The organism is Mesobacillus sp., assembly GCF_057785455.1.
This window is the reverse complement of the sequence record NZ_JBYNSB010000020.1, coordinates 36,473-62,258: the sequence shown is the minus strand read 5'-3', so window position 1 is coordinate 62,258 and position 25,786 is coordinate 36,473. Positions and strand designations below refer to the sequence as shown.

20 protein-coding genes are annotated in these 25,786 nt (G+C 41.6%); 4 read left to right on the top strand and 16 right to left on the bottom strand.

The window, feature by feature from the left end:
* Window positions 1-84 precede the first annotated feature (84 nt).
* The 6 genes from AC3EBE_RS07025 to AC3EBE_RS07000 form a co-directional block, all read right to left on the bottom strand.
* Window positions 85-1,428, bottom strand: a complete 1,344-nt coding sequence (locus AC3EBE_RS07025; protein WP_488594307.1) for a GH1 family beta-glucosidase — start codon at window positions 1,426-1,428, stop codon at window positions 85-87.
* A gap of 27 nt (window positions 1,429-1,455) precedes the next feature.
* On the bottom strand, window positions 1,456-3,339 hold the full coding sequence (locus tag AC3EBE_RS07020; RefSeq protein ID WP_488594306.1) for a beta-N-acetylhexosaminidase: 1,884 nt from the start codon (window positions 3,337-3,339) through the stop codon (window positions 1,456-1,458).
* 48 nt (window positions 3,340-3,387) lie between these two features.
* Window positions 3,388-4,554 (bottom strand): N-acetylglucosamine-6-phosphate deacetylase, encoded by a 1,167-nt coding sequence (gene nagA, locus AC3EBE_RS07015; protein WP_488594305.1) that lies wholly within the window; start codon window positions 4,552-4,554, stop codon window positions 3,388-3,390.
* 101 nt (window positions 4,555-4,655) lie between these two features.
* The gene (locus AC3EBE_RS07010; RefSeq protein WP_488594304.1) at window positions 4,656-5,657 is read right to left on the bottom strand and encodes a zinc-dependent alcohol dehydrogenase; all 1,002 of its coding nucleotides are present in this window, start codon (window positions 5,655-5,657) and stop codon (window positions 4,656-4,658) included.
* A 21-nt stretch (window positions 5,658-5,678) separates the two neighbouring features.
* Window positions 5,679-6,734 carry a dihydrodipicolinate synthase family protein gene (locus AC3EBE_RS07005; RefSeq protein ID WP_488594303.1) on the bottom strand — a complete coding sequence of 352 codons (1,056 nt, stop codon included), beginning with the start codon at window positions 6,732-6,734 and terminating at the stop codon, window positions 5,679-5,681.
* A complete protein-coding gene (locus tag AC3EBE_RS07000) occupies window positions 6,734-7,750 on the bottom strand; it encodes an NAD-dependent epimerase/dehydratase family protein (RefSeq protein ID WP_488594302.1) in 1,017 nt (338 codons plus the stop codon). Before AC3EBE_RS07000 ends, AC3EBE_RS07005 begins: the two co-directional genes overlap by 1 nt.
* 223 nt (window positions 7,751-7,973) lie before the next feature.
* On the opposite strand from AC3EBE_RS07000, the gene AC3EBE_RS06995 reads away from it, so the two are divergent.
* Entirely contained in the window at window positions 7,974-9,341 is a 1,368-nt protein-coding gene (locus tag AC3EBE_RS06995) for a nucleotidyl cyclase domain-containing protein (protein WP_488594301.1), read from the top strand.
* Between the two features lie 75 nt (window positions 9,342-9,416).
* On the opposite strand, the gene AC3EBE_RS06990 is transcribed toward AC3EBE_RS06995, so the two are convergent.
* The 5 genes from AC3EBE_RS06990 to AC3EBE_RS06970 all read right to left on the bottom strand — a co-directional run bounded on the left by AC3EBE_RS06990 (window position 9,417) and on the right by AC3EBE_RS06970 (window position 15,085).
* The gene (locus AC3EBE_RS06990) at window positions 9,417-10,316 is read right to left on the bottom strand and encodes a Gfo/Idh/MocA family protein (RefSeq protein WP_488594300.1); all 900 of its coding nucleotides are present in this window, start codon (window positions 10,314-10,316) and stop codon (window positions 9,417-9,419) included.
* A 30-nt stretch (window positions 10,317-10,346) separates the two neighbouring features.
* Window positions 10,347-11,153 (bottom strand): carbohydrate ABC transporter permease, encoded by an 807-nt coding sequence (locus AC3EBE_RS06985; protein WP_488594299.1) that lies wholly within the window; start codon window positions 11,151-11,153, stop codon window positions 10,347-10,349.
* Between the two features lie 34 nt (window positions 11,154-11,187).
* A complete protein-coding gene (locus AC3EBE_RS06980) occupies window positions 11,188-12,099 on the bottom strand; it encodes a carbohydrate ABC transporter permease (protein ID WP_488594497.1) in 912 nt (303 codons plus the stop codon).
* A gap of 147 nt (window positions 12,100-12,246) precedes the next feature.
* Entirely contained in the window at window positions 12,247-13,503 is a 1,257-nt protein-coding gene (locus tag AC3EBE_RS06975) for a sugar ABC transporter substrate-binding protein (protein ID WP_488594298.1), read from the bottom strand.
* A 502-nt stretch (window positions 13,504-14,005) separates the two neighbouring features.
* Complete coding sequence (locus tag AC3EBE_RS06970; RefSeq protein WP_488594297.1) at window positions 14,006-15,085, bottom strand: GNAT family N-acetyltransferase; 1,080 nt, start codon at window positions 15,083-15,085, stop codon at window positions 14,006-14,008.
* 194 nt (window positions 15,086-15,279) lie between these two features.
* Between AC3EBE_RS06970 and AC3EBE_RS06965 the strand changes: the two genes are divergently transcribed.
* Both AC3EBE_RS06965 and AC3EBE_RS06960 read left to right on the top strand, forming a co-directional pair.
* Complete coding sequence (locus tag AC3EBE_RS06965; protein WP_488594296.1) at window positions 15,280-15,900, top strand: YesL family protein; 621 nt, start codon at window positions 15,280-15,282, stop codon at window positions 15,898-15,900.
* Window positions 15,901-16,086: 186 nt separating this feature from the next.
* A complete protein-coding gene (locus AC3EBE_RS06960) occupies window positions 16,087-17,685 on the top strand; it encodes an FAD-dependent oxidoreductase (RefSeq protein ID WP_488594295.1) in 1,599 nt (532 codons plus the stop codon).
* A gap of 462 nt (window positions 17,686-18,147) precedes the next feature.
* Here the strand turns inward: AC3EBE_RS06960 and AC3EBE_RS06955 are convergent, their stop codons facing one another.
* The 4 genes from AC3EBE_RS06955 to AC3EBE_RS06940 form a co-directional block, all read right to left on the bottom strand.
* The gene (locus tag AC3EBE_RS06955; RefSeq protein ID WP_488594294.1) at window positions 18,148-19,725 is read right to left on the bottom strand and encodes a SagB family peptide dehydrogenase; all 1,578 of its coding nucleotides are present in this window, start codon (window positions 19,723-19,725) and stop codon (window positions 18,148-18,150) included.
* Between the two features lie 18 nt (window positions 19,726-19,743).
* A complete protein-coding gene (locus AC3EBE_RS06950; protein WP_488594293.1) occupies window positions 19,744-21,693 on the bottom strand; it encodes a TOMM precursor leader peptide-binding protein in 1,950 nt (649 codons plus the stop codon).
* A complete protein-coding gene (locus AC3EBE_RS06945; protein ID WP_488594292.1) occupies window positions 21,690-23,609 on the bottom strand; it encodes a putative thiazole-containing bacteriocin maturation protein in 1,920 nt (639 codons plus the stop codon). The genes AC3EBE_RS06950 and AC3EBE_RS06945 overlap by 4 nt, the downstream gene beginning before the upstream one ends.
* A 172-nt stretch (window positions 23,610-23,781) precedes the next feature.
* A complete protein-coding gene (locus AC3EBE_RS06940) occupies window positions 23,782-24,060 on the bottom strand; it encodes a heterocycloanthracin/sonorensin family bacteriocin (RefSeq protein WP_488594291.1) in 279 nt (92 codons plus the stop codon).
* A gap of 339 nt (window positions 24,061-24,399) precedes the next feature.
* Here AC3EBE_RS06940 and AC3EBE_RS06935 point away from each other — a divergent pair, with 339 nt between their 5' ends.
* The gene (locus tag AC3EBE_RS06935) at window positions 24,400-24,687 is read left to right on the top strand and encodes a transposase (protein ID WP_488594290.1); all 288 of its coding nucleotides are present in this window, start codon (window positions 24,400-24,402) and stop codon (window positions 24,685-24,687) included.
* A 198-nt stretch (window positions 24,688-24,885) separates the two neighbouring features.
* Here the strand turns inward: AC3EBE_RS06935 and AC3EBE_RS06930 are convergent, their stop codons facing one another.
* Entirely contained in the window at window positions 24,886-25,758 is an 873-nt protein-coding gene (locus AC3EBE_RS06930; RefSeq protein WP_488594289.1) for a nitroreductase family protein, read from the bottom strand.
* Window positions 25,759-25,786: the final 28 nt, after the last annotated feature.

Below are 25,786 nucleotides of genomic sequence, written 5' to 3'. Positions count from 1 at the left end.
ACCCCTCCTTAGCTGCTAACTGAATTTCCCGATACAGCATGAAGTAATCAGTAGCTTAATAGTGTTATAAATCATAAATGCCAATTAAATTTCCATCCACCCATTGGCAATTACTTTTTTGTACCAGAAGTAGCTTTCCTTTTTTACTCTTTCCAATGAACTGAAGTCTACATAAACCAGACCAAACCGTTTTCCATAGCCATCTGCCCATTCAAAGTTGTCTAACAGCGACCATGCCAGATAACCAACGATGTTGATGCCTGAATCGATCGCTCTGCTGACGGCTGTTAAATGCTGCTGGTAATATTTAATCCTATCCTGATCATTCACTTTTCCGTCCAGAAGCTCATCAATGCAGCAAGCCCCATTTTCTGTTACAAATAACGGGATATTTCCATAGCGCTTTGACAAATAACGAAAAACTTTATAAAAGCCTTCAGCATAGATCGGCCATCCGATATTGGTGAATTCATAATCGATTTCAATATTCTCAATATCCAATAATCCAGCCTTCTCTTTGTACCGGCCAATATTGCCTGAGTAGTAGTTGACGCCAATAAAATCAATTGGCTGATGGATGATTTCCATATCACGGGCTTCAATATGAACCACTGCACCCTTTTGCTTAAACCAATCCAGCAAATAGTGAGGATATTCACCCTTACAGACAGGATCTAAAAACCAGTCAATATTTATGCCGATTTCCCTTCTGCATGCCTCGATATCTTCTAATCCAGTGCTAAATGGTTCTCTCCAGGTTGTATTGGTTGCAGTGCCAATACTGCCTGAAATCCCCATTTTCCTAAAAGACTGGACTGCGTATCCATGTGCCAGCAATAGGTGATGGGATATATCGACAGCCAACTGCAAATCCTGGTAACCAGGCGCGTGAACGCCTAGATAATTTGATAAAAAGGCTGCACAAAATGGTTCATTAATGGTTTGCCAGTACTTTACTTTCCCATTAAATTCATTGAAAACTGTTTCAGCGTACTGCTTAAAGGCAGCTACAGTCTCGCGGTTCGCCCATCCGCCCTGATCCTGTAATGCTTGGGGAAGATCCCAGTGGTAGAGGGTCAGCATTGGTTCTATTCCTTTTTCTAACAGTCCATCCAAAAGCCTATGATAATATTCCAGCCCTTTAGGATTGATTTCTCCCATCCCATTTGGGTAAATTCTTGGCCAGGAAACTGAAAAGCGATATACATTCACACCTAATTGATTCAACAAGTCTATATCCTCTGGATAACGATGATAACTGTCACAAGCGATATCGCCATTATCACCATTTTTCACCTTACCCGGAGTGCGGGAAAAGGTGTCCCAAATTGATAACCCTCTCCCATCCTCAAACGCTGCCCCTTCTACTTGATATGCCGCGGTTGCTGTTCCCCATTTCATTGTTTTTGGAAACTGAATGATTGGCATGCTTTTCCCTCCTGGATCAGTAACAACCTATAAGTTGAAATTGCCTGCTGTGGCAATACGATAATAAAAGTGGTTACCTAAAGAACCTTCAGGAATACCGTTTGGCCCATCATGCACTAATCTCTTTTCTTCCAATTCATCCAACTTGCCGGTCTCGCCATCCAGCCACTGCTGGATCCGGAATTGTGCCGTTTCCATCCGGGCTATTAGTCCGCCATAGCGAAGCTCGATTACTTCCCAGCCAAATGGCTTATACAAAGAGAACCATACATCCCTATGTTTGCCATGGAGGACTTCTGCTTCGAGAGTCAGCTCCTTCACTTTTTTCACTAAAGAGGACATTTCCACCTTATCCTGTTGGTCATAGGCAGCCTTTAACTCAATACCAATTTCTGCCTTCAGGCTTAATACCGTTGCCAGCTGTTCGTAAAATTCAAATAATAACCTTGCATTCTTGTTTCGTTCCTTGGCCTTTCTTAATTTTGGAACAAGCCTATGATAATGTTCTTTCATATTTAAGCCGCGGATATTTTCATCAAATAGCCCGATTAAAAGATCCTGCCATAATAAAAACTTCGAGGCATTCGATGACATTGGATTATTTTTCATCACCCCAGGCGTTTCATCAAATAAATTTAACAACAGAAAATCATCTAAATGGTTCCCTGTACAAAAATGAAAGCGATCAGATAATTGTTCCTTCTTAACTGTTTCATGGTAGGTATGTTCAGCGAAAAGCTGCATGACCGGCAATGCTGTAAGTACTGGGGTTTCGTTTCCGTTATCGCCCCATAATGTCGTGAATATCTCTTTAATCCCATCTTTTTTGCTCGCTGCCAGGGCAGCCTCCGATGTCGCAAACGCCCTGCCGTAATTCGGGGAGATGCCATTCCAAGTCCATGCTCCACCCGCAAAAACCGTGTTTTTCCCCAACTCATTATGTTTCTTAAAATATGAACGATAAAACTCTTCATCATCATGGTAATAATCCCAATACACAAGCTGCACATTTTCAGGAATCGATTCAATTGCTTCCTTTGGAATATGTACATGTTCATCATAATATTCACCATGTTTTGACCCCAGGCGGAAATACATATCACTCCAGATCATCGGCTTTAACCCATGGCGCTCGGCGATGGAAACTACCCGATTTAAATGCTTATTCATAATTTCAAACCGATTTTCATACCCATTCAAATCCAGGTAACGGCCGAGTCCAAGCTGATGCGCTTCATCCATGCCAATGTGAATTCTTTTCGATCTAAACGGTTTTGAGGCAGCCTTTATCATACTTTCAATAAATTGATAGGTCTTTTCCTCTCCGACTAGCAAAATATCATAGGTATCCCTTATTTCTGAGGCAAAGCCCCATTTTAATGCCATTGTTAAATGAGCGAGTGTCTGGATGCAAGGAATCATTTCAATCCCAAAATGATCTGCATAGTCATCACATGTCTTTAGTTCTGCTTCTGTATATCTTCCGCGCATGTACCCAAAATACGGATAGTCGGGGATTTCATACGTATCTTCTGTATAGAGCATAACGACATTCAATCCCATGATTGCCATTTTTCTAAGCAACTGCTGCACTTCACCCGCTTTTAGAACAGCATTTCTGGAAACATCAAGCATCACACCGCTCGTTTGAAATTGAGGCTGTTCCGTCAGTTCAAATTCTTCATTTTTATTGTAATGTTCCAGCCATAACCCGATGGCCCGGTAGAAGTGAATTTTTTCCTGGAAGAAGATTTCACCCCTTCCACCTTTATTGCTAACTTGGATTGGTCCGACCCTCTGAGTTACAAAAATCGGGTATCCTTGATTATGTAGTTGAATATTCAGCTCATCTTTTAAAAGCTGTAATCCTGTTAAAATCGGTTTTGTTTCACCCATTAAATTAATTTGCACACAAGATACCTCATTTCATTTGAAGTATTTGAAAATTAACTGCCATTTCTATTCATGCTTATTGAAAGCAAATTCTCCTGCTATAATCGTGCACTCAACATCCAGCTCCTCTGACAGAAGGACTAAATCGGCGTCGTATCCTGCACTGATCCTGCCTTTCCGATCACTTGCTTTGCACACAATAGCTGGATTGTAGGCCGCCATTTGCACTGCCTCTTCAATCGGAATATCACAATGCTGTACCATATATTTAACTGCTTTATCCAAAGTTAACGAGCCGCCTGCAAGCTGGCCATTTGAAAGTGTAACCTTCCCTTTGTGTTTATAGATCGTTTTCCCGCCAATCTGATGACATCCATCGTTTAATGAATTGGTTCCGGTACAATCGGAAATTAACGTCAGCTGATCTGCGCCCTTTAATTTGTACAGGAATTCAATCATTTTTGGATGAACATGATAGCCATCTGCGATAATTTCACAGGATAAAGCTTGTAAGTAGAGGGCAGCAAATGAAGCAGTTAAATTCCGGTGTGATACCGGCCCCATTGCATTGAAGCAATGGGTCACACGTGAAAGGCCATTTTGAATCGCATTCTGGATTTCGTCATAGGTAGCATCTGTGTGGCCAGCTGAAACAGTAACCTTCTTTTCATGTAAAAACTGAATTACTTCATTAGCATTCTGGAGCTCTGGGGCCAATGTTATAATGACAATCATATCTTCAGCCAGACCATGTATTTCCTGAACATCCTTGATCTCTGGAGCAATCATATACTCGGCTTTCTGGGCACCTTTAAATTTTTGATTGATCCAGGGCCCTTCCAAATGAACACCCAGTAATTCCGCCCCGCGCCGTTCTTCTTTTGCGATTTCTAGACTAAGTAAAAGGAAGGTTTTAATATCCTCCAATGGTGCTGCCCTTGATGTCGACAAAAAACTTGTCACCCCAAAAGCTGGAAGCCCATCCTGAATGCGATAAAAACCTTCCTTTGTGCCGTCCATAAAATCATGACCATTAAGACCGTGTATATGAGTATCAATAAAACCGGGACAGATCCAGCCTTTTACTTCATGGCATGGCAGGTCGTTTATTGAGTTGCCCGCTTTCTTGCCTGCGGACAAAATGATTCCGTCCTTGACTTCAACAAACATATTTTCATCTATTCTTTTATCAGTTACGACATTTCCATATAAGTAAAAGTGGTTTTGCTTCATTAGATATCAAAGCCTTCCCGGAGTTATATTGCGATTGAAGTCACAAAAGAACCTCAATGAGCTTTTACATATGGCCGGTTACTAAAAGCTTGGTGTCCCTATTAATAGTGAATAAGCATCGTAAGAGTAGCAGATTCCTTGTCTAGCAGCTTTTCAAATTCCTGCGGGGCGTCGTCAACCTCAATCACTTCTGAAATAAATGGCTGGACATCAATCCGCTTTTCTTTGATTAGCCTGATATACTCTTCCACATTCCTGCCTTCTGTCCACCTGACAAATTCATATGGATAATCGATGGCTTCTTTTTCATATACACTGTCGTATCTGCCGGGACCGCCTGCTCGGGAAATGAGCAGCTCTGCTTCTTTCGCGAACATCAGATTTCTTGGAAAGTCTGGTTCGATATCTCCAACAATGACTGCCTTCCCTTTATTGCGAATCCATTTCAAGCAATCCTGTGTTAGTGGGGAGCGTTTCCCACCCGCACACAATAGGACAGCATCAGCTCCATGTCCTTTAGTTTCAATTCGAATTGCCTCTTCCAACTCTTCGATTTTTGCAAAGGTTTTGCTATTTTCTGTTTTGAACATTTCAACCCGGCTTTCATGCAGGTCATAGGCAATGACATTGTAGGCAGCAGCATTGGCTATCTTGGCGATTAATTGTCCTAAAACTCCTAACCCTATAATGACCGTTGTCTCACCAAATTGAAGATTTGCTACGCGCAGTGCATGAATGGCAATAGCGCCCAGCCCGCCTAAAGCAGCTTCTTTTGGATCAACTGATTCAGGAACTTTTGCGTACAATGTCTTGGGAACAAGCAAATACTCATCATGGTGTACATACGGAGCGCCATAGCAAGCAACCAAATCACCTTTTTTCACATCCGTAATCGCACTTCCGCATTCAACCACTTCCCCCATAGCACTGTAACCTAGATTGATTTGCTTATTTTCACTATTTGCAAGGATCGTAAGTTCGGTTCCTGGTGAAATAACTGAATACATCGTTTTGATCAAGATGTAAGATGGTTTCCCTTCTAGTTTCGGTACTTCATCTTCAATGATTTCAATCTTCTTGTTGTTTGCTACAATTCTTTTCATTTACAGGCCTTCTTCCATCCATTATTTAGCGAACCACTTGGATAAATTGGATTTAACAAATTCATCGTCGTGCAGGTGCGGATAGCTCGAATAAACTCGATCCAGCTCTTCTGCCTGGCCAGGACTTAATACTTCATTGTCCATCAAGCACCAATTCCCTTTCAGCAGTCCTTGTCTTTTTAATATTTCGTTAATCCCGGCAATACTTCCTTTAAAACCATTACGAGCGTCGAAAATTGCTGCATTGGCATCCGTAATTTCCTGGCCAAGAGTCAGGTATTCGCTTGGAACAGCATCTCTATTTTGCAGATCTTTTGTTTCATTAAAGATCTCCACCACTCTTTTTGTCCAAACTGCCCAGTGGCCAAGCAGACCCCCTGCGATATTCTTATTCACCTTTTCACCTGCAATATTGAATTGGAAGGTCGTAAGTAAATCATTCATGATATTATCGTCATTCCCAGTGTACAAGGCAATTTCTTCTTTTCGCGGAGATTCGCATACAGCACGGACAACATCTATTGAACAATATCGATCAAAAGGTGCGATTTTGATACCATGCAAATTTGGTATAGAAGCAAAGCGCTGCCAGAATTCATAAGAGAAAATCCTGCCGCCCACTGCTGGCTGCAAATAAAAACCAAATAGAGGAATAACATCTGCAATTTTTTCAGCACGGTCAATTAATTCATCTTCAGATAAGTGATTTAAACCTCCCATACTCAAAAGCCCTAAATCATATCCTGCTTCTTTACTGAATTTCGCTTCCGCAAGAGCCTGCTCCGCAGGTCCGCAAATCCCTGCAATCTTTATAAAACCTTCAGGGACATTGGCGCGTTCTGTTTCTTCAATTGCGATCTTTAACACTTTTTCATAAAGATTGAATTCGGGATTACGAATTTCAAACTGTGTTGTATGGACGCCAACAGCAATTCCGCCGACGCCGGCATCAATATAATATCGTGTTAATGCTCTTTGGCCTGCCTCATCCAGCTGCCGATCCTCTGTCAATGCCAGCGGGTGGGCCGGGATCACCACACCTTCATGAAGCTTTTTCTTAACAGCCTCTTTTAGCATTAAAATGCACCTTCCCTCTCCTGGAAGTGTGTTGGTTTGTTGATGGTGTGGCCATCATTGATAACCCATTCAGAAATCAGATCAATCATTTGCTGAATCGTTACTTTTGGATAGCCAAATAGTTTATGTGCATTTGACGAGTTATTCAGCAATGCAGTAGGACTCTCGGCATTTATGAACACTGGATCTTTATCCATTCTTTTTCCGAACTCTTTAGCGATCCATCTCATGGATAATGTTTCTGGTCCCGTGGCATTTAAAATTGTCGGCGGATTGTTTGTATGTAATAACGAGCGAACCGCATACTCATTGGCATCCCCCTGCCAAATTACATTCACATTTCCCATGGTGAGATCAATAGGATTTCCGTTGAATACCTGCTTGGCGATTTCCAGCAGCACTCCATAGCGCAAATCAATTGCATAATTCAATCTAAACAGGACCATTGGTGTTTCATTTTTCTTAGAGAAATATGTCAGGATTCTCTCTCTGCCTAAGCAGGATTGTGCATACTCCCCTATTGGATTTGGTGTAACATCCTCTGTACAGCCATTACTTAAAACATTTGTTAATGGATACACATTTCCTGTTGAAAAAGCAACAATTCGGGAATCTTTAAATTTTTCTGCCACTCTGCCCGGAAGATAGGCATTCATCGCCCATGTATAATGCTCGTTTCCGACTGTACCGAATTTATTACCCGCCATGTAGATGATGTTTTTTACGAAAGGAAGGCTATCCAGTTCTTCCTCTTTCAAAAGATCCGCTTTAATTGTCTCGATTCCAGCAGCCTCTAATTCCTCTATTAATCTTTCGTCTGTGAATCTTGCAACACCAATTACTCGTTTAGTCAGGCCAGCCCGATCGACAGCTCTTTTCGTCATCTTTGCTAAAGTAGGTCCCATTTTCCCGCTTACGCCCAATATCATGATGTCCCCATCAAGCTGCTGCAGGTCTCGGATTAACTCTTCACTTGGCACAGACATAAAGTCTTCTAATTCTGCAATCGTTTTCATTTTAAATCCTCCTATAGAAATTCTAATTGGTAAACTAAGGGTTTTAAATTATTTCCATTTTATAATCGCGATTTTTAAAAGACAAGTCACTTAAGTGTCTTTTAATAAACAAGGGGGATCTTTATAAAAATTCAGTTTGACAATTGGAAATGTTTCATCTTAATCTATTAATAAGATTATTTAAAGACATTTCTTTATACTGTCTTTTATTGGAGATGATAGGATGAAAATTAATCAGGGTAACGGAACTGAAATTATTATTGGCATAGTAGGTCCAGAACCACTTGAATCGGAAATTATGAAAGCGCTTGAGGCATTCCCTAATTTCCAGCCCATTTTTATTCATGCAACCCCATCCACCATCGAAATTGACATTATAACTAGTTTGATTAATAAAGTAGAAGTACTGTTATTCACCGAATTTCCTACCTATTTAAAATCAAAACAGGTGCTAAACTATTCAATACCGGTTCATTATGTCCCTCTAATGGGCACAGGTCTTTATCGATCCTTATTTTTAATAAAGAACCATTATGACTCAAAAACTTTCTCCATTGATAGTATTGAAGAAAAATACATTCATCGGATCCTCTATGAATTAGGTGAAGACACATACGAATGTAAATCCTTTCCACACTATAATGAGTTCAGTGATATTCAAGCGATTGTTCAATTTCACCAGGAAAACTATGAACAAATGGGTTCCATCGCCATTACCGGCATCCAGGAGGTATCACTGCAGCTGTCACAATTAAACATTCCTAATGAATGGGTTACGCCGACTTATCAAGATTTAATTGTTTCTCTCGAACGTGCACTGCTTGCTACCGAAGCCAGAAAGAATAAAGAATCTCAAATCGTTTTTGGTATTATCGATATTGATAAGTTTGAGAAGGCAACTGAAAAATATGAAACCGAACATGAAGTACAATTGTTTAAACTGAAATTCCAGCAAATGATGCTAAACTATACAAAGCTGCTGGATGGGCACCTGATCAATTCTGGCGGAGAAGAATTTTCATTTATCACCACCCGGGGCATATTTGAAAGAGAAACACGCGGCTATAAATTTATTCCATTATTGAATTCCGCAAAAACAGAACTTGGTGTTTCCATCAGTATCGGTGTTGGCTTTGGCCGTTCTGCAGCTGAAGCTGGCAGCCATGCGAGACTTGCCCTCCGCCAATCAAAGGAGCTGGGCGGCAATGTTTGTTACATTGTCCGTGAAGATCAAAGTGTAATTGGGCCGGTTGATATTATTACGGACACACAATATGAAAAATACGATCTCTCCATAACAGATGCTGAATTGCTTAATAAGGCTGAAAAGGCTGGTATGTCAGCTGCCTATATGACGAAGTTGATGGCCAGAGTAGCGCGCCACAAAAAATATGATTATACAGCCCAGGAATTAGCTACAACACTGAACATTACAACAAGAAGCGCTCATCGAATCCTGTTAAAATGGATGGATGCAAATTTGGTCGATATCGTAGGAGAAGAAAAAATCACCTATAAAGGAAGGCCTCGAAGAATTTATCGACTTACCTTTATCATAGAGGATTTAAAAGAGCCATCACTTTTATCGTAAGCTGATTGATGAAACGGCGGGATTCCTGTAAACCCGCTGTTTCATTCCCACAATCCCCTGCCAGCCAAATCCATTCTATACGTTAACCATTTCCCCTGTTTGCATGCTCTCATTGGCTGCCTCAATAAACTGGATGATTTCCTTTGTTTCACTTATAGGCACAATCGCTCTGCCAGTCTTAAAAAATAGCATGATTTGTTCTAATAAACTTGCATAAAAAGGTTTTCCCGTAGAATCAATCAGCACAAATTCAGTTCCTTTTTCATAATGAATGACTGCACTAAAGTTGTAATTCCCTTTTCTATTTCCCCTGACCGTTCCTATTCTGCCATCCTCCCATAGAGAAATGATCAGATCTGAATCTTGGTTGGAAACAGTCCTAACATTTTTCGCACCACACCCCATGATCGTAAAAAGCATTTCGATCGTATGGATTCCGTACCAAAAATAACCTGGCTGGGTTTCAGCCATTTCAATTGGTCCAAAACAGTCAGCACCTATTATATTGCCTCTTTCCTTTATCGAGAGAGCCCTTTTTAAGGGTTCAGCAAACCGAAGTGCTGATGAACTCATGATGGGTGTATTGTATCGCCTTGATTCTTCTTCAATTTTTTGGGCATCTGAAGAATGTAAGCAAAGCGGTTTATCGATGAAAATAGGTTTTTTGAATCGAGCCAGTATCCTTACTTGTTCCAAATGAACCCGGCCATCCACAGACTCTACCAATATCGCATCACAATGCTCTCCTACTTCCTCCATACTATTAACGATTTTTACTCCATACTGTTTAACTTCTTCTGTGATCTTGCCGATTCGAGAATAGCTTAAATCAAAATCTGCTGATCCTGCCGGAAAGGCCATTACAACCTTTCCGCCTTTAACCTGATATGGGTTTTTCGAATCATTCAATAATTTTGTAAAAGCAGCAGCATGTGAGGTATCAAGACCGATGATTCCAATTTTCAAATCCGCCATAACATAGCTCCTTATGAACAAACAAGATCTTTATTTTAGACCTGATAATTGTATGCCTTCAGTAAAATATTTCTGGAAGAACAAGAAGATTAAAAACGTCGGGATAAATGATAATGTGGCACCTGCCATCTCAATTCCAAAGTTCCCTTCTTTATTTAACGTAGAAGCAAGACCTACTGTAATTGGAAACATTTTTTCATTCGTCATGTAAATCAAAGGCTGGAATAAATCATTCCAGTTACTTACAAATGAAAACGTCCCTACAGTTGCAATCGAAGGAAATGCCAAAGGAATATAAATCTTCCTGAAAACCTGGAAATCATTTGCTCCATCCATCCGTGCGGCTTCATCTAGTTCCATAGGAATCCCTTGCATGAATTGGCGGACTAAAAATACTCCCATAATGCCCCACAGTTCTGGAACAATTAAAGCTTCATATTCATTTATCCAGCCAAATTTCGAAAACATGATGAACTTAGGAATGATCAGCAATTGCGATGGAATCATGATGACTGCCATGAATGTCCAAAAAATAAATTCCCTTCCGAAAAACTGCTTCCTGGCAAAAATATAGCCTAATAATCCGGCAAAAAACATTTGGGAAAAAACAGGAATCACGGTTATTACAACTGAGTTATAAATCCAACGCAGAAAGTTGTCGTTCCTAAAGAGATAAGCAAAATTATTCAATGAAGGATCCGTCGGAATCCAGAATAAAGGATCCAGCGCTGCAAAAGTCGTTTCTTTCAGCGAGCTTAAGGCCATTATTAAAAATGGAAGGAGAAAGCAAAATGCTAAGAAGAACACGACAACATATTTTACGACTTTTTTTAACAATGTATTTCATCTCCCTTACTATCACGCTGGCTCATTAATAAATACCCTGGTCTTTTCCAAAATATTTTTTTTGAATAAGCGAAATGATTAAGATTATCGCAAATAAAACATAAGATAAAACCGCAGCATAGCTGAAATTCAAATTAGTAAATCCGATTGAATATAAATAGTAAACAATCGTACTTGTCGAGAAGTTTGGTCCTCCGCCGGTCAATAGAAACGCAGAATCAAAAATCTGGAAAGATCCAATTGTTGTGATGATTAAGACATAAAAATGAATGGGTTTTAGCAATGGGAACGTAATCATCCAAAAAGATTTGAATGGTGTGGCCCCGTCTATTTTTGCTGCTTCATACATATCCCTTGGAATTGACTGCAAGCCTGCAAAATAATAAATCATTGTACTTCCTGAAACCTTAAAAATACTCAGTCCAGCGAGTACCATCAGAGCCTGGGATGAATCTGACAAGAACAATTGGGTGTCTATCCCAAAAAAACTTAACATGTAATTAATAAGCCCGGATTCCGTTCCGGAAAACAGCCATTCCCAAATGCCAGCTATTACGACAAACGAAGTCACAACCGGCAGGAAGAATATCCCCTTAATGAACTTCGTGAATCGAATACCTGAATTTATAATCAGCGCCAACAGTAAACCAACTGCCATTGTGGGAGCAATATAATAGAAGGAAAATAAAATTGTATTCCAGATTGATTTCATTGCAATCTTATCCTGGAATAATTGCTGCCAGTTTCTTAACCCAACAAATTCTGAAGTCCCGATAATTCTGTAATTCAGAAACGTTAATACAAAACTGTAAATAAACGGGAAGATTTGAAAGATCAAAAAATGAATCAGTACCGGGACTAGTACAATATACACCAGGCCATTTTTATTCCATTCATTCTTGATCTTTTTTACAAGGGGAGTCTTTTCTTTCTGCATATTTTTCAAAGGCATCTTATGATTGTCGACTACGACCTTTTCCAAGTAATCACCTTATTTCAATTTTAGATTAGCAAACCATTTAGTAAGTAACAGAGAGTTTTATTCACAGTGGAATAAAACTCTCTTAAGTAAGAAGCTATTCGTTTACGGCTTCGCTAACTCAGCTTTGATCGCTTCTGCTGCTGCATCTGCTGCTTCTTGAGGAGTTTTATCGCCTGCCATCATAGATTGTACTTCAGCCTGGATGAATGGCATAATCGCACGGCCTTTCGGATGGATCACACCCGGTAAAGCATATTGAGTGTATTGTGAAAGCTGTTTCATGTACTCATTTGAGTCAAAAATATCCTTTGATTCCTCTTGAGTAGGGATATATTGAGTGACAGTATTGAAAATCCGCTGATTTTCCGGATTTGTAACCGCCTTTACAAATTCTGCTGCTGCATTAGGATTATCGCTGTTTGAAGGAACAACAAACATTCCAGTTGTGCCATATGTTAATTGCTCTTTATTCTTCATTGGTTCTGCAATGACGAAATCAAATTTATTTTCTTTTTGCAGCATTGTTATATCAATTCCTGAACCTAGGATGGCCATAATCTTTCCGCCAAACCATAAGTCATTGTGATTGCTTGCAGTAATAGAATCTTCTGGAAGCTGCCCTTTTTGATACATATTGTTGATCATTTCGAATGCCTTCACGCTATCAGAGTTATTGATTAATACTTCATTATCCTGTGTTACCACATCTCCGCCTGCTTGCCAAATCCATGGATAAATCGTACCGTTCATGGAACCGCCGCCAGCATAAGAAAGTGCATAGAAACCTTTTTCTTTCGCTTTTGCTGCCCAAGCTTCAAATTCTTCCCAGTTAGTTGGAAGTTTTGATGGATCTTCACCGATTGCTTCAATAACATTTTTATTGTAGAAGAATGTGTAAGCTTCCTGAAGAATTGGCAGCCCATATTTTTTGCCTTTCCATGTCGTAGAGACTAAAGAAGATTCAACAAACCCGTCAAGGTCAGAATCCTTCAGGTATGGATCCAATTCAAGCAGCATTCCTACATCAGCATATTGGGGCATCTGGTCAGGAATGGCGTAAAATACATCTGGGCCATTGTTCGCTGCCAGCGCAGTTAACACTTTCTGATCGCGGTTTGACCATGGAATTGTTTCAATGTTCACCTTTACATCCGGAAAATCTTTATTATAATTCGCAATAATTTCCTTCCACATTTCCTCTTCTTTCTTTGCATCACCAGTGTATGGATGTACCCATACAGTGATTTCTCCATCTACTTTATCATCCTTTGGTGATGTGCCAGCTTTCTCTTTACAACCTGAAAGAATTAAGGCAAATGCAAGCATTAAGATCATTAACCAAAGACTTTTCTTTTTCATGTACGGAATTCCCCCCATTTAAGTTTAAAAAAATACTTAATCTACACTTTTAAAGTTTTCTTATTACCGGCTCTGTTACCAAGGCTGTTGATTTTCATTCCAGGCGCTTCGCTTTCCGCAGGACTCTGAAAAGCTTCCACGAATGGGCCCGCGCATGATGGAAATGCGTTAGTATTTTCGGAGGAGTCTGCGCACCTTCCACTACAATCAACAAGCGTTAAAATTATGCTTTAACAGAGTCTTATTAAAAATCCCCCTCCTCAACACCAGTTTTGAAAGCGTTCACATCAAATGCTAAAAATTAGCATTTTTATTTCTTGATATGCTTATTTTAGTTTTTTTTAAATATTGTGACAAGTCTATAAAGTGTCTTTAATAAACAATTCCGATAATTTAGTATTTTTAAACTAGTTCTTTCAGTCATTTATTTTGCCATTTAAGGTTTTGGAATAGGCAATATTTACCTGTTCTGCTGATATCACAAGCTTTCATTTTCCATTGGTTATACATAATTCAAACCTTGTGGAAAAGGGAAAGGAATTGGAAAAACATCCGGACAGGAAATCTGTCCATTAGTGTTACCAGTTAAAATAAATTCCTCTAACTCCTGATTGCTGAAAATTCCAGAAACATCTTTAGAGGTTAGTTTTATGTGACTCTCATCTATTCGGGAAAATTCAATTTTATCTTCTAAATATGGGGTAAGCTGTTCCAGCAATAAATCTAGATTCATGATCTTTATTGTTCCTGGGTATCGCTGCACTGTATTTTCAAGTGAAACCAGCTGTTGCGTAAGAGCAGTTTGAAAGCTAGGTATATTGAAGATTACTGAATCCAGTCCATATGTAAATGCTGCTCTCAGTAAACATGGAATTGCCTCTTCGTCTCCACCCCATTCTATTACACGGGAATCCACCACTTTTTTTTCATGGTATGGGACACCAAACACTAAAAATGCCTGCAGTTCCTTGCTGTCTTCTGCTACCAGGATTTTATGCTTCATTTTAAAGATACTGGCAAAACCTGCTGCGTCATTAAGAAGAGCTAGATCAAAAATACTTTGTTCATATCGAAACTTTTGTTTATTAATCAACTTTCTCATTTGAAACCAATCATAAGGCTGCAATTCGCGGACTGTATATGGCTTATCCCTTGGTAAATCATCCGGATATATGACATAATTATTCATTTTTCCATAATAGGTACAACCCTGTTTGAGATATAACGGTAAATCCCCAGAAACAAATAAAACCGAACCTCCAGATTTATTGACATGATCAAATACCATTTGGAGAAGTTTATTAGCTAAACCTTTCCTCCGATATTCAGCCTGGGTACAAACCGCACCAATTGAAAAAGCCTGTACCTCAGCACCTTCAATAATCAGGGTTGATGGAACCAAACCGATGAACGAGACTAATTTACCATTGATAAATGCACCATAAGCTTGATTTAATGCTGCTGAAAAAACTTGCGGGAAGGAAACACCCATTGATAAGTGACCTTCTTTTCGAAAAACTTGGTCGGCTAAATTAATTGCCTGTTGAAATTCTTCACCTTGGACTAAACGGAACTCCTCCATCAGGGTCACCTCAGGTATTCTTTTTTGATTTTCTTAATCCCCAAAAAAAGTAAACTTTGGAATTTAGAGTCATGCTATAATACAAGTAATCTTCATTTCTTATCTCCTATTTTATTTTAAAGTGACAGGTCTGTTAAATGTCTTTATATCCCTAACAAAATAATTATTTATTATTTTTATAAAGAGGTGATCGTATGGGAGGCTGGGATAGATTCAACATCTTTGCTATATGGATGCTGCGGGTCGCTTACTTAAATATGCTGTGGATTTTATTTTCATTTACTGGGCTAGGGATATTCGGTTTATTTCCTTCTACTGGTGCGATGTACACGATTGTTCAAAAGTGGCTTAGAAAAGAACCGGTCGAAAAAATCTTCGGAACATTTTGGAACACCTATAAAGCCGAGTTCATCTCCCTAAATAAATTCGGTTTGTTTTTTTTCCTATTTGGCTATTTTTTGGTTTATGACTTTATGTTTTTACAATTGAATAGTGACAAATTACTTTATTTGATTCCTATAATCGGATTTATAGCAATCTCCTATTTTCTGACCCTGTTATATTTCTTTCCTGTATACACCCAATTTGAAATGACTTTTTTTCAATACCTAAAACAATCTTTTTTAGTCGGTGCCAGCTCCATAAAAGAAACAGTTCTTATCATTACATCTTGTGTCGTATTGCTGATTCTTATAAGACTTATACCGGGGATCATCCCCTTCTTTACAGGAAGTGTTCTGGCTGTAGTCATTACCTGGTCGAGCAACCGCGCACTTCACAAAATTAGCAGCCGTAAAAAGATCATTTATCAATAAAGTACCTTAGGAGTGCTCGTCCCTGTGAGCACTCCTTTTTACCATTTGGCAGTTTGTTTGTTGGAATGTTCAGTAACGTATTTAAAGACGATTAAAAGTCTTGAATATCCAATTCATTGTTTTAAACTTTTATTTAAGTTTGTACAATTTTTTCTAAGTAGTACCTTATCTAAAGGAGGCTGTTAAATGGATTTCAGTCATTTACATTATTATGTCCCTACTCCCCGAGCTCTTGAACCCAAGGTAATGAACAGGGATTTAATCATTTATGGAGCAACCCCAGCTGGAATTACAGCTGCTATCCAGGCAAAAAAAATGGGCCTGTCTGTAATCATTGCTGAATTCGGAAATCATATTGGCGGAATAACCGCCAGTGGTTTAGGTGCCTCGGATATTGGTGCAAAAGAAGCAATAGGCGGTTTATCAAGGGAATTCTTCCGCGAGTTAGGGAAGTATTACAATACTGAAGAACAATGGACTTTTGAACCAAAGGCTGCCAGTTATGTATTTGAAAAATGGCTCAAGAAATACGATATCGAGGTGGTATTCAATCAGCATTTGGAAGCAGTAAAAACAGAGACTAATAAAATACTAGAATTAATCATGGAGGATGGAACTGCATATAGAGGGAGCTTTTTTATTGATGCCAGTTATGAAGGAGACCTGATGGCCAAGGCAGGTGTTACATATTTTGTCGGCAGAGAAGCTAATGAAACATATGGGGAAACCTATAATGGAATTCAATTCGGACAACCCCATCATCAGTTTGAAGAATTTGTCGACCCGTATTATATTGAGGGGGATCCTTCAAGTGGAGTGTTGCCAGGGATAACAGAATCCACCTCTGGGAGTATAGGGTGTCAAGGCCAAGGTGACCACCGGATACAAGCCTATAATTTCCGCATCTGCTTAACTCAAAATCCTGAAAATCGCGTGCCATTTCCTAAGCCACCTTTATATAATCCTGCTCGATACTCTTTGTTATTGCGTTATATCAATAAGGGAGTATGGGATGCGATGAACCTTCATACCATGCTTCCAAACGGAAAAACAGACTTAAATAATTATGGAGGTTTTTCAACTGACAATATTGGCATGAATTACGAGTGGCCTGAAGGAGACTATAAAACTCGGGAAAGAATTTTTCAGGATCATTTTTCATATAACCTTGGTCTGCTCTATTTCTTAGCCAATGATTCACACATCCCTCAGTCGATTCGCGAACAGGTTGGAGAATGGGGATTAGCCCGCGATGAATTTGAAGAAACCGGACACTGGCCACATCAACTCTATATTCGCGAAGCAAGAAGAATGGTTGCTGATTATGTAATGACTGACAACAATTGTTTAGGAATGGTAACAGCAGAAGATTCCATCGGCCTGGCCTCATATCAAATGGATTCCCACCATTGCAGAAGGTTAGTAATCGATGGGCGTGTATATAATGAAGGCGATGTTGAAATCCCGATATCTCCCTATCCAATTTCTTATCGCTCGTTGCGCCCAAAGGCTGACGAATGTTCAAATTTACTTGTTCCAATTTGTTTATCAAGTTCGCATATTGCATACGGTTCCATCCGAATGGAGCCTGTGTTCATGATCCTGGGGCAATCATCTGGTGCTGCTGCAGCTCTGGCCCATAAAAATCAAACAACTGTTCAAGATGTTCCATACGAAGATTTGAAGGAAATTCTACTAAAATCCGGGCAAATTCTAGAATGGGATAAGACAATAAACGACAATCCCGAATTAAGAATGAAATCTACTTTCGGGAAGGAAGCATAAGACTCACGGGGACGTACCTTCTGCTTCCATTCATTCTATTGTTAAAGCAAGGCTCTTTTCTAATGCTTTGTTGCTATTCTATATGATTTTGAAATCTTCTTCTAAATGTTTTTTTCAAGAAGGCTTTGCAATAAAAAGCTGTTTATTTCCGTTCCAGGCGCTTCGCTTTTCTCTGAAAAATTATGAAAAAGTCCAATTGCCGGCTTTTTCAAGAGCAAATTTTTCTTGGGGCGTGCGGTGAGCCTCCTCGTCGCTTTGCTCCTGCGGGGAAAAATGATCCCTTCTTTTCGGATCATTTCTTCCGTGGTCTCACCTGCCCGCTTCATCCCGAAGGAGTCTGCGCGCCTGGAACGAAGAGCAACAGGATCTTAATTCAACATAGGTGTAAGCAACAATCTTTACGAAAACAGCCTGAAGCAAAAAGGAGAGCGGATTCTAGATCCACTCTCCAAAAATATTATCCTAACTCCGCAAACTCCCCTTAACCCAAGCACGCTCCCGATAAGGTCCAATCGGAATTTGAATCAAACTGGTCTTCCCAACAGTTCCCAATCTATAAATCTCATCAGTCAAGTTAGTGTCAAATCCTAGCAGCGGGTGCCCTCCGAACCCAATGGCGGATGAAGCCAGGAGCAAGCGCTGGACAAGCATTCCGGCTTCCATTTGCATCGTTCTGTAGCCTCTGTATCCCAGGGTCTCTTTATAGTAATCTTTGTTTCCTGCGATATGGAGGCAAATAGGTACCTGAAGCAAATTGACGTTATCAAGTGACAGTCCCGACTGCAGCTTAAGGCGGTAGTCCCCCGGGCTGATTTCCCGGAGCGAATGGCGGTAACTGTCATAAAAGTAAGCTCCATTAGGGATGCCCTCTACATTATATAAGCAGGCATAGATAGAAACCCGTGAATCTTGGCTGCAATATATTTCGTCTAAATCACTGCGATACGAATAAGAATTTGCTGCCTCCTTCAATAACACAGCCAGCTGCTGCTGGCTGACCTTCCCCATGACAAAATCCATTTCGGGGGAATAGCGGTTGTTGCAGGCTTCCGCAAAATCAATGGAGTTGAATTCGATGTCTGGCAATGGGATTTCTTTTTCCACGTTTGGTATTACTGTTTGATTCCTGACTTTCTTAAATTCGCTTGCTGACTTTATTTTGGAAGCTTCGTTCATCGCTATTATCATAGGAAACTCTCGAACTCTTTCAGAACGTTCAAGCTGCTGCGGAAAAATAGCAGGCAGCTCCCGGCATAATTTTTCCGCCGTAATATCCCCTTCTAAGCCGCTCCCACAACCGGCCCAGTTTGTCGGCTCAACTGACAATGGGATGACTGAATACACGCTTTCCTCTACCTCTGTGAGTCCGAGTAGATGGTTAACCGGCGTATCCAAAAACTCAAAATATACACCTGATTCGTATCCAAACCGTTTAGAGGTTTCGAGCAGCTGCCCCATAAGGACCCCGCCGTCCAGTCCCTGAAGCCGATATGCAAAATTATTGTATTTGAAAAAGTTTTTCCAGAACCTTGTTGAAACAAAAGCTGTACCAAAACACGAAGAAACATCACATCGGTTGCCGAGCGCCCTTTCTAAGTACGAATCGAAGTTCCCTTCCCGGAGCAAAACCAGCCGATGGTGGGCGGCATCATAATGATAGACTCCAACCGGCAAATCATCTAATTTTAAATAGACATATAGTTCATTTGGATACAGCGCCCCTCCCGATGGTGCGAACCTCCGATAGGAGTGAATCGGGTATGACTCCTGCTCTGCGGAATCGTCAGGATAGACAGACTGGCTAACCTGGGTGATTCCATAGACAAACCAGAGAAAATGGCCCATCCTATCTGAATTGGGTTTTACCGGCGGGTGGCTCCCCGTCAATGTAAGCGGTGCTTCTGCAGATAAAGATACTGTCGGCTGACCCTTGTAAAGTTTATAGGAAAGAGGCGCATCCTCCCAATCTACTTCCCAGTTTGGCTGATTGGCCCGATTTATATCAAATTGCAAATTATAAAGAAATTCTTCCAGACTCATCCTCCTTACCTCCTAAACTTACGGGAACGGATGCGGCTTGTGATTCAGCTGCTCAAATGTCAGTGGCTCATCGGCATAACCCAGTTCCGCTGGTACTTTTAGAACCCTCTCCAATCCAGTCAGGCGGGTCAGATGATGCCCGAATGTCATCGGGAGCATGCCAGGAATCAATACCTTCACGCAGTACAGCCCGTTCTTTTCCAGTTCCGGTGCCGTTTGGTCAACAACGATGACATCAAGATTCCGGCTTTGAAACCTTTCAAGTATTTCCCTCAGATCATCCGTCAGGTCACTGTGTTCAGACCTCCAATTGTTGAATTCCTCCTGGAAACTCCGCATTGGCCGGCTGTCCTCAAGCAGGAACTTGAATCGCTCTTCTGCCTGCGGCAAACCATAAAGCATGCCATGATCATCCATTTGCCTTACAAGGGAATCATCATAAAGCATTTTTTCATATTTCGCCCTGTTGTTCTCCAATTTTTCATCAAGATTCAGCATCATGCCGGCAAGCTCCTGGATGGCGCTTTTTGCCGCCCTGACAGGATCGAGATGGGCACCGGCCGCAAGGATCAGATTCAATCCCTTATCCTTCCTGTTTTTCGCCATCGCCCAGACACTAGGAATTCCGTGCTCCATCGTAGAGTTAAATAAATATAAATCATACCCGGCAACTGCACGCATCCTCTCAATCATTAGCTGCAGCTCTTCATCCTCAGCAGTACGGGGATCAAGCTGCGGCAGATTGAGCTGAGCATACCAGGTCAACAGGAACGAATCCCGCTCGACCACTTCCATGATACCGTAAAAAATCGCTTCCTCCCTGCTGCCGCCAAGCGCGCAGCCATTTGAAGTTTCATAGACAAATCCAGAAGGCCCGCAGCCAAGACTATAATAGGCAAGCAGCTCTGGCACAAGAATCGGCCGCTCTTCGGTGAGGGAGTAACCCCAAACCCAATCAATTTTGCGGTCCGGATCAAATTTTGCAAACGGGTAACCAGGCATCCCGTACTGTTCGTCTGTATGCACTCCTACCTTTAAAGGATTCAGTGCATGCTCCTCCAGATTGCGATAGCTGTCATGGACGGACGTCCGTTTCCCGCGCGGCTGCAAACCGCAGTGTCGTTCCAGTCCTTCGAGAATGGCTGTCAGCTCACTATCTGAATATGCCTGCGTCCGTCCAGCGGTCCCTTCATCTCCGGAGAACATTGGCATATTGACACTCGCATCGGCAAAAGGAGTAACCAAATCATACATTTTGCTATTGAAAAGTCCCATACGATCATCCAAATAGTCTTTTACCAGCACATTTTTCAACTCATCCAGCGGAGTACAGCGATAACTTCCGGCAGCGATTTTCCGGCTTGGCTGAAGGGAAATTGCTGCCAGCTCTGGCGAATCTTCAGGAACCTGGCTGCAAACTGGGCACAGTGAATCGGGTACAAAGGAATGCCAGGTGCTACTCAATGTTTTTAAATTAGTTAAACACACACGCCCTTCTGATTGGCCACGCTTGCCATCAAGGATTCTTCCCGCTTCAGCCACGATAATGTGGGTCAAATGCAATAAACCGGGACTCGAAGCCCACGGATCTTTGGCAATACCGCCGACTTCAGCCAGTTTTCCCTGTACCTCAAGCATTTCATGCCGTTCCTGTCCGCCAAGGATGCGCCGCAAATCTGCACATTGCGAGCATCCCGGTGCATTTGGCTGCACCAGGGGCCCGACAACACCCTCTCCAAATGCTACAAAGCCTCTGAGCCATGGAATCGAAGTGTCTCTCATCACTTCTTCCGCTTGCTGGTGGACAGCCGGATTCCATGTATCATCCAATGCCAGCACCAAATCTGTACTCGCCGGGAACCTTTTTTCAAAATCCTTTTGCCGGAATACTGGATGGCGTGCTGATAATTCTGCGCATACTTTGTCAGCCAGCCAGCCTTCACCGACAATCACCACGAAGGAACTCATTGGATCTCCTCCTCTCCCAGCAACACACCAAACACTCCTGCAAGCTCCTGTTTGAAAGCTGGCTCAAGAGCTAACTCGTATATCTTTAACTGCTTTTGATTCCTTCTCAGGGTTTCGAGTGCATCCTTCATCATATCCGGCTGGATCCTGTCTTCACAAGCCGGGATGCCTATTCTCTGCCCACTTCTATCCTCTAAAACAACAGAACTGTCCGATATTGGATTTGCACCGAATGCCTCTTTTCCGTTTTGGGCTTTAAAAAGTGCATGCTGCAGCGACTTTCTTAGCGCCAATGTAAAATTCAGTTCGACACATCCATACCATACATTTCCCATACCGACATAAACGACCGGGAATCCGGCCTCTTCTTCGCCTAAAGCGATGATTGGCTCTGCTCGCATTGTCGTCAGTGCATTGTAATAAAAACGGCACCTTTCATCATCAACACCAGCTAATTCAATACGCGAAACGGTAATTTTTTGTTCACCCTGTTTATTTCTTAACTGTTGAGTCAAGCACTTCTGGAGACCGCGGCCTATGGATTCGGCAAACGTTGCTCCCGTCCCGATGGCGACTACTTCATCCGGCTGATGAGGGACAAGCAAATTCCCCAGCCTTAAAGTGTATTCCTCTATTCCTGCCAATCCTGCTTCCCGCCGCGCTTCTTCATGGGTCAGCCCACTGCAGATTACCTCATCCAGCAGCGCAGCCGGACCATCTGACAGAGCATCGACCGGCTGAACTCGGCATTGAGCCAGCGGAAGCTGCTTTGTATCTCCTTCCTCCCAGGTATGAAATATCCCCGTTTCTTTCGAGGTCAGCATGCTAAAGAAATACAGCAATTTTTCAGGATCAGTTCTTTCAAAACCCTCATCGAGCCGGCTATCAACATTTTCAACTGATTCAGCCGTTAATGACCCGGTTTCCAGTGGATGCGGCAAAAATGACTGCCAGCTTCCTTCAAGGGTTTCTGCATCTAGCAGAAAGATCCGATTCCTCTCGTTTGGCTTCGTTACACCTGTCAGCTCTTTAAAATGTTCAAAGACAATCATATTCGCCAGCATGGCACCAGGGGTTGACGATTCGCAATCAAGCTGCTGCTCTTCTGATAAAAGAGGAGAGTGCAGCCGCCGCCATGCGGAATCCCATCCAGCCTCTGATTCAGGATGGATGATTGGTCCTGCTATCCCTTTCTGCTTATGGAATATCGCTGGCAAAAATAGTTTCTTATCCGTTCTGCAAATTGCATGGATTAGATCCAGCTCCCCCAGGTTCTCCTTTTGTGTTACATATAGTATCGAATCGTATGGTGCCAGGGTCTCTCTCCACCCGTTTTCACTGAAGGTAACCTCATGAAGCTCAATCTCGGGGTCTGTTTTACGCGCATGCTCAACAAGTTCCATCAAACGCCCTCGATTTGTTGGACCCTCATCCGTAATGAGCACCTGCAGCTTACAAACGCCCGTTTCAATCAACGATGAAACCAATGATGTCAAAAACGGCCCAGAACCTACTGCCAGGACATTGGCACTGCGGTAAGTCTCAAATCGAGATGCTCCTGATTCAGCCAAACTGTCCACAAATTCAATCTGCGAAGCAAACTTTTTTAAAATACTTTCTGGCAGCTGGTGCGGAAGGTCCTTGCTTACATCCCGAACAAATCCATTCCGATGTAAAACTTCTGCAATTTCCATGACCCGGTTCATGTACGGTCCAGGCAAGCCATTCGTCAAATACTCGAGCGAATGCTCTCCATTAAACATTGGCAGCAGCTTCTCAACCCATTGGTCAATTCCGCTCCCTTCGATCCGAAAAGAACATTGGTTATTCCTGAAATAAACACTGCTATTCGGTTCAGGGAGGTAAAATGTATCCCGATTCACCTTTAAACGCATAGAAGGGTCCAATTTTTCCATCTTGCTCCTCCTTCCCCCACTCAAATCCCTTGTTTATGACTGTCATTATTATTTTATGAATCTTAATTTGTCCCTTATGTTATCTGGCGCAAGGAAATAAAAGAACCCCTGCATTCGATTTCTGCAGGGGCAGTTCCTTACTAATGATTTTTTTAAAAGTTTATCGACACTATTAACGGTGGCAGCGTCCGCATCCTCCGCAGCGGCCACATCCTCCACAACGGAAGCATCCTCCACAGCCGCCGCAACGGAAGCACCCTCCACACCGGAAAAAGCCGCCGCAGCCAAAACAGCTGAAGAAGCAAGAGAAACCGAAGCCAAAGCATCCGCCAAATCCCAGGAAAAGTCGTTCGTCGCCTGGATCATATATATTTTGGTCCCAGCTGACTGGCTGTGATGCATGGAAATCACCAACATTCAAACTTTGCAGTTCATTATGAAAATTATTCATCTGCATTCCCTCCCAAACAATTTACCCAATGGCTCTCGCAACCAGAGACAAAAACAATTGAGCTTTCTTCGCATGAATTCTGTACATCTACAGAATGTGAATACTCCCCAACAATTTATGTCAACTGGGTGGGTGTTGCTACTGTTGCAAAAGCCTATTTTGCATGGGGAATCGTCTAATCTGAGGATGCAAAAAACTCCAGCCAGAAAGCCGGAGCTTGAATTCTTTTATAAAATAGATAGGACAGTTCATAAGACGCCGGTTTTACGAAGATTATCCTGCTGCCAAAAAGGTTAAAATAGTAAAATATACGCTACGAAAAAATGATGGAGTGAGAAGATGAAACTATTTTTGTTTATAGGCAGTCTGGCTGTCCCTCTCGCAATGGTCGCACTTAAAAGAAAATGGCCAAAAATCGAGTTGGCATATAATCTGGCAGCTCTTCTATCTGCCCTGGTCTTCGGCAATATAGCAGCTTTCGCCATTTATGAAATCATAAAGGACCAAACCGTGTTTATGACGAATGTCCACGGTGTATTTCTCAATCCCTTATTTCTTATAACTGGTGCATACTTGGGTGTATATGTCATTTATCTTTTGATTTTGAGAGTTTTTATTAGAAACTGAATAATTATTGGAATCTGTTAAACAAGGCTGTTGATTTCCGTTCCAGGCGCTTCGCTTTCCGCGGGGCTGGCGCTGAGCCTCCTCGTCGCCTCGCTCCTGCGGGGTCTCACCTGTCCAGCTGCGCCCGCAGGAGTCTTCGCGCCTTCCACTACAATCAACAGGTGTTAAAAAAGCTGCCTGAGCTGGCAGCTTTAAATTTCAACCTATTATTTCCTCACCATGGATCCAGCTCACTAAATACTCTGTTTCCTCATTAGGAAGCGGAAGAGAAGGCTCCTGGATTTGCCAACTTCCTTGAATGTTCAGTTCCCGGCACGCCAGTTCGAACTGAGCCATCGCAATCCCAATATCTAAAATTTGCATATCGTAGCCTAATCTTGAGCTATAATTCGGGGTATGCTCAATATAGAAATGGCAAGCCTGGCGGTCTTCTGATAAGACAATTCTCCATGGCTGTTTGTTGGAAGCGGACGGTCCAAGCCGAATCATTTCTATTGGAACTCTATAAACTCCCGCATTTTCCTTTTTCAGCAGTTTGCTGAAAGAAGATTCATAAAACAGTTGGTCCCAGGCCTTTTTATTATCTGCCTTCACGACATACCTAAGCGCTTTATCAAATACACGCTGCTTTTCCAGAGGGTAACCTGATGGAGTGATACAAGGAATAAATCCCCCTTCTGGCAGCTCAATTTCCCTTTCAAAAGAATTTCGGCTGAAAGTACCACCCATCCAGCATGTTCCTAAACCAAGCTCTGTTAAATAGAGGACAAGTTGATGAAAAACAAAAGCGAATTCCAGCAAGGCATACTTTGTATTTTCACATATTCCGATAAAATAAATTTGGGGATTTTTAATAAAACCATAGGTTCCAAGTTTGATCCCCTTTTCTGAAACATTATTCGAGACTTGAACAAGCTCAATTCTCCCTTTATTGCCAAAAGGACCTATTAAATTTTCTTCGTTGGATAAGTATTCGATTATTTTATTGAGATCAGTGCCCGATAGCTTCTTTGTTTCGTAAGCCCTGATGGATTTGCGTTCTTTCATTGTCTCAATAGGTGATTGGATCATATATAACCACTTTCCTTCTATATAGACC

Bases quoted from the DNA above. Each gene is read 5' to 3' on its own strand.
- AC3EBE_RS06970 (WP_488594297.1), bottom strand. From the start codon at position 15,085: ATGGAGGAGTTCCGTTTAGTCCAAGGTGAAGAATTTCAACAGGCAATT.
- AC3EBE_RS07010 (WP_488594304.1), bottom strand. From the start codon at position 5,657: ATGAAAAGAATTGTAGCAAACAACAAGAAGATTGAAATCATTGAAGAT.
- AC3EBE_RS06940 (WP_488594291.1), bottom strand. From the start codon at position 24,060: ATGAATAATTTTCATAATGAACTGCAAAGTTTGAATGTTGGTGATTTC.
- AC3EBE_RS06965 (WP_488594296.1), top strand. From the start codon at position 15,280: ATGGGAGGCTGGGATAGATTCAACATCTTTGCTATATGGATGCTGCGG.
- AC3EBE_RS06930 (WP_488594289.1), bottom strand. From the start codon at position 25,758: ATGATCCAATCACCTATTGAGACAATGAAAGAACGCAAATCCATCAGG.
- AC3EBE_RS06955 (WP_488594294.1), bottom strand. From the start codon at position 19,725: ATGAGTCTGGAAGAATTTCTTTATAATTTGCAATTTGATATAAATCGG.
- AC3EBE_RS07000 (WP_488594302.1), bottom strand. From the start codon at position 7,750: ATGAAAACGATTGCAGAATTAGAAGACTTTATGTCTGTGCCAAGTGAA.
- AC3EBE_RS06990 (WP_488594300.1), bottom strand. From the start codon at position 10,316: ATGGCGGATTTGAAAATTGGAATCATCGGTCTTGATACCTCACATGCT.
- AC3EBE_RS06960 (WP_488594295.1), top strand. From the start codon at position 16,087: ATGGATTTCAGTCATTTACATTATTATGTCCCTACTCCCCGAGCTCTT.
- AC3EBE_RS06980 (WP_488594497.1), bottom strand. From the start codon at position 12,099: ATGCAGAAAGAAAAGACTCCCCTTGTAAAAAAGATCAAGAATGAATGG.
- AC3EBE_RS07025 (WP_488594307.1), bottom strand. From the start codon at position 1,428: ATGCCAATCATTCAGTTTCCAAAAACAATGAAATGGGGAACAGCAACC.
- AC3EBE_RS06945 (WP_488594292.1), bottom strand. From the start codon at position 23,609: ATGGAAAAATTGGACCCTTCTATGCGTTTAAAGGTGAATCGGGATACA.
- AC3EBE_RS06935 (WP_488594290.1), top strand. From the start codon at position 24,400: ATGAAACTATTTTTGTTTATAGGCAGTCTGGCTGTCCCTCTCGCAATG.
- AC3EBE_RS07005 (WP_488594303.1), bottom strand. From the start codon at position 6,734: ATGCTAAAAGAGGCTGTTAAGAAAAAGCTTCATGAAGGTGTGGTGATC.
- AC3EBE_RS06975 (WP_488594298.1), bottom strand. From the start codon at position 13,503: ATGAAAAAGAAAAGTCTTTGGTTAATGATCTTAATGCTTGCATTTGCC.
- AC3EBE_RS06995 (WP_488594301.1), top strand. From the start codon at position 7,974: ATGAAAATTAATCAGGGTAACGGAACTGAAATTATTATTGGCATAGTA.
- nagA (WP_488594305.1), bottom strand. From the start codon at position 4,554: ATGAAGCAAAACCACTTTTACTTATATGGAAATGTCGTAACTGATAAA.
- AC3EBE_RS06950 (WP_488594293.1), bottom strand. From the start codon at position 21,693: ATGAGTTCCTTCGTGGTGATTGTCGGTGAAGGCTGGCTGGCTGACAAA.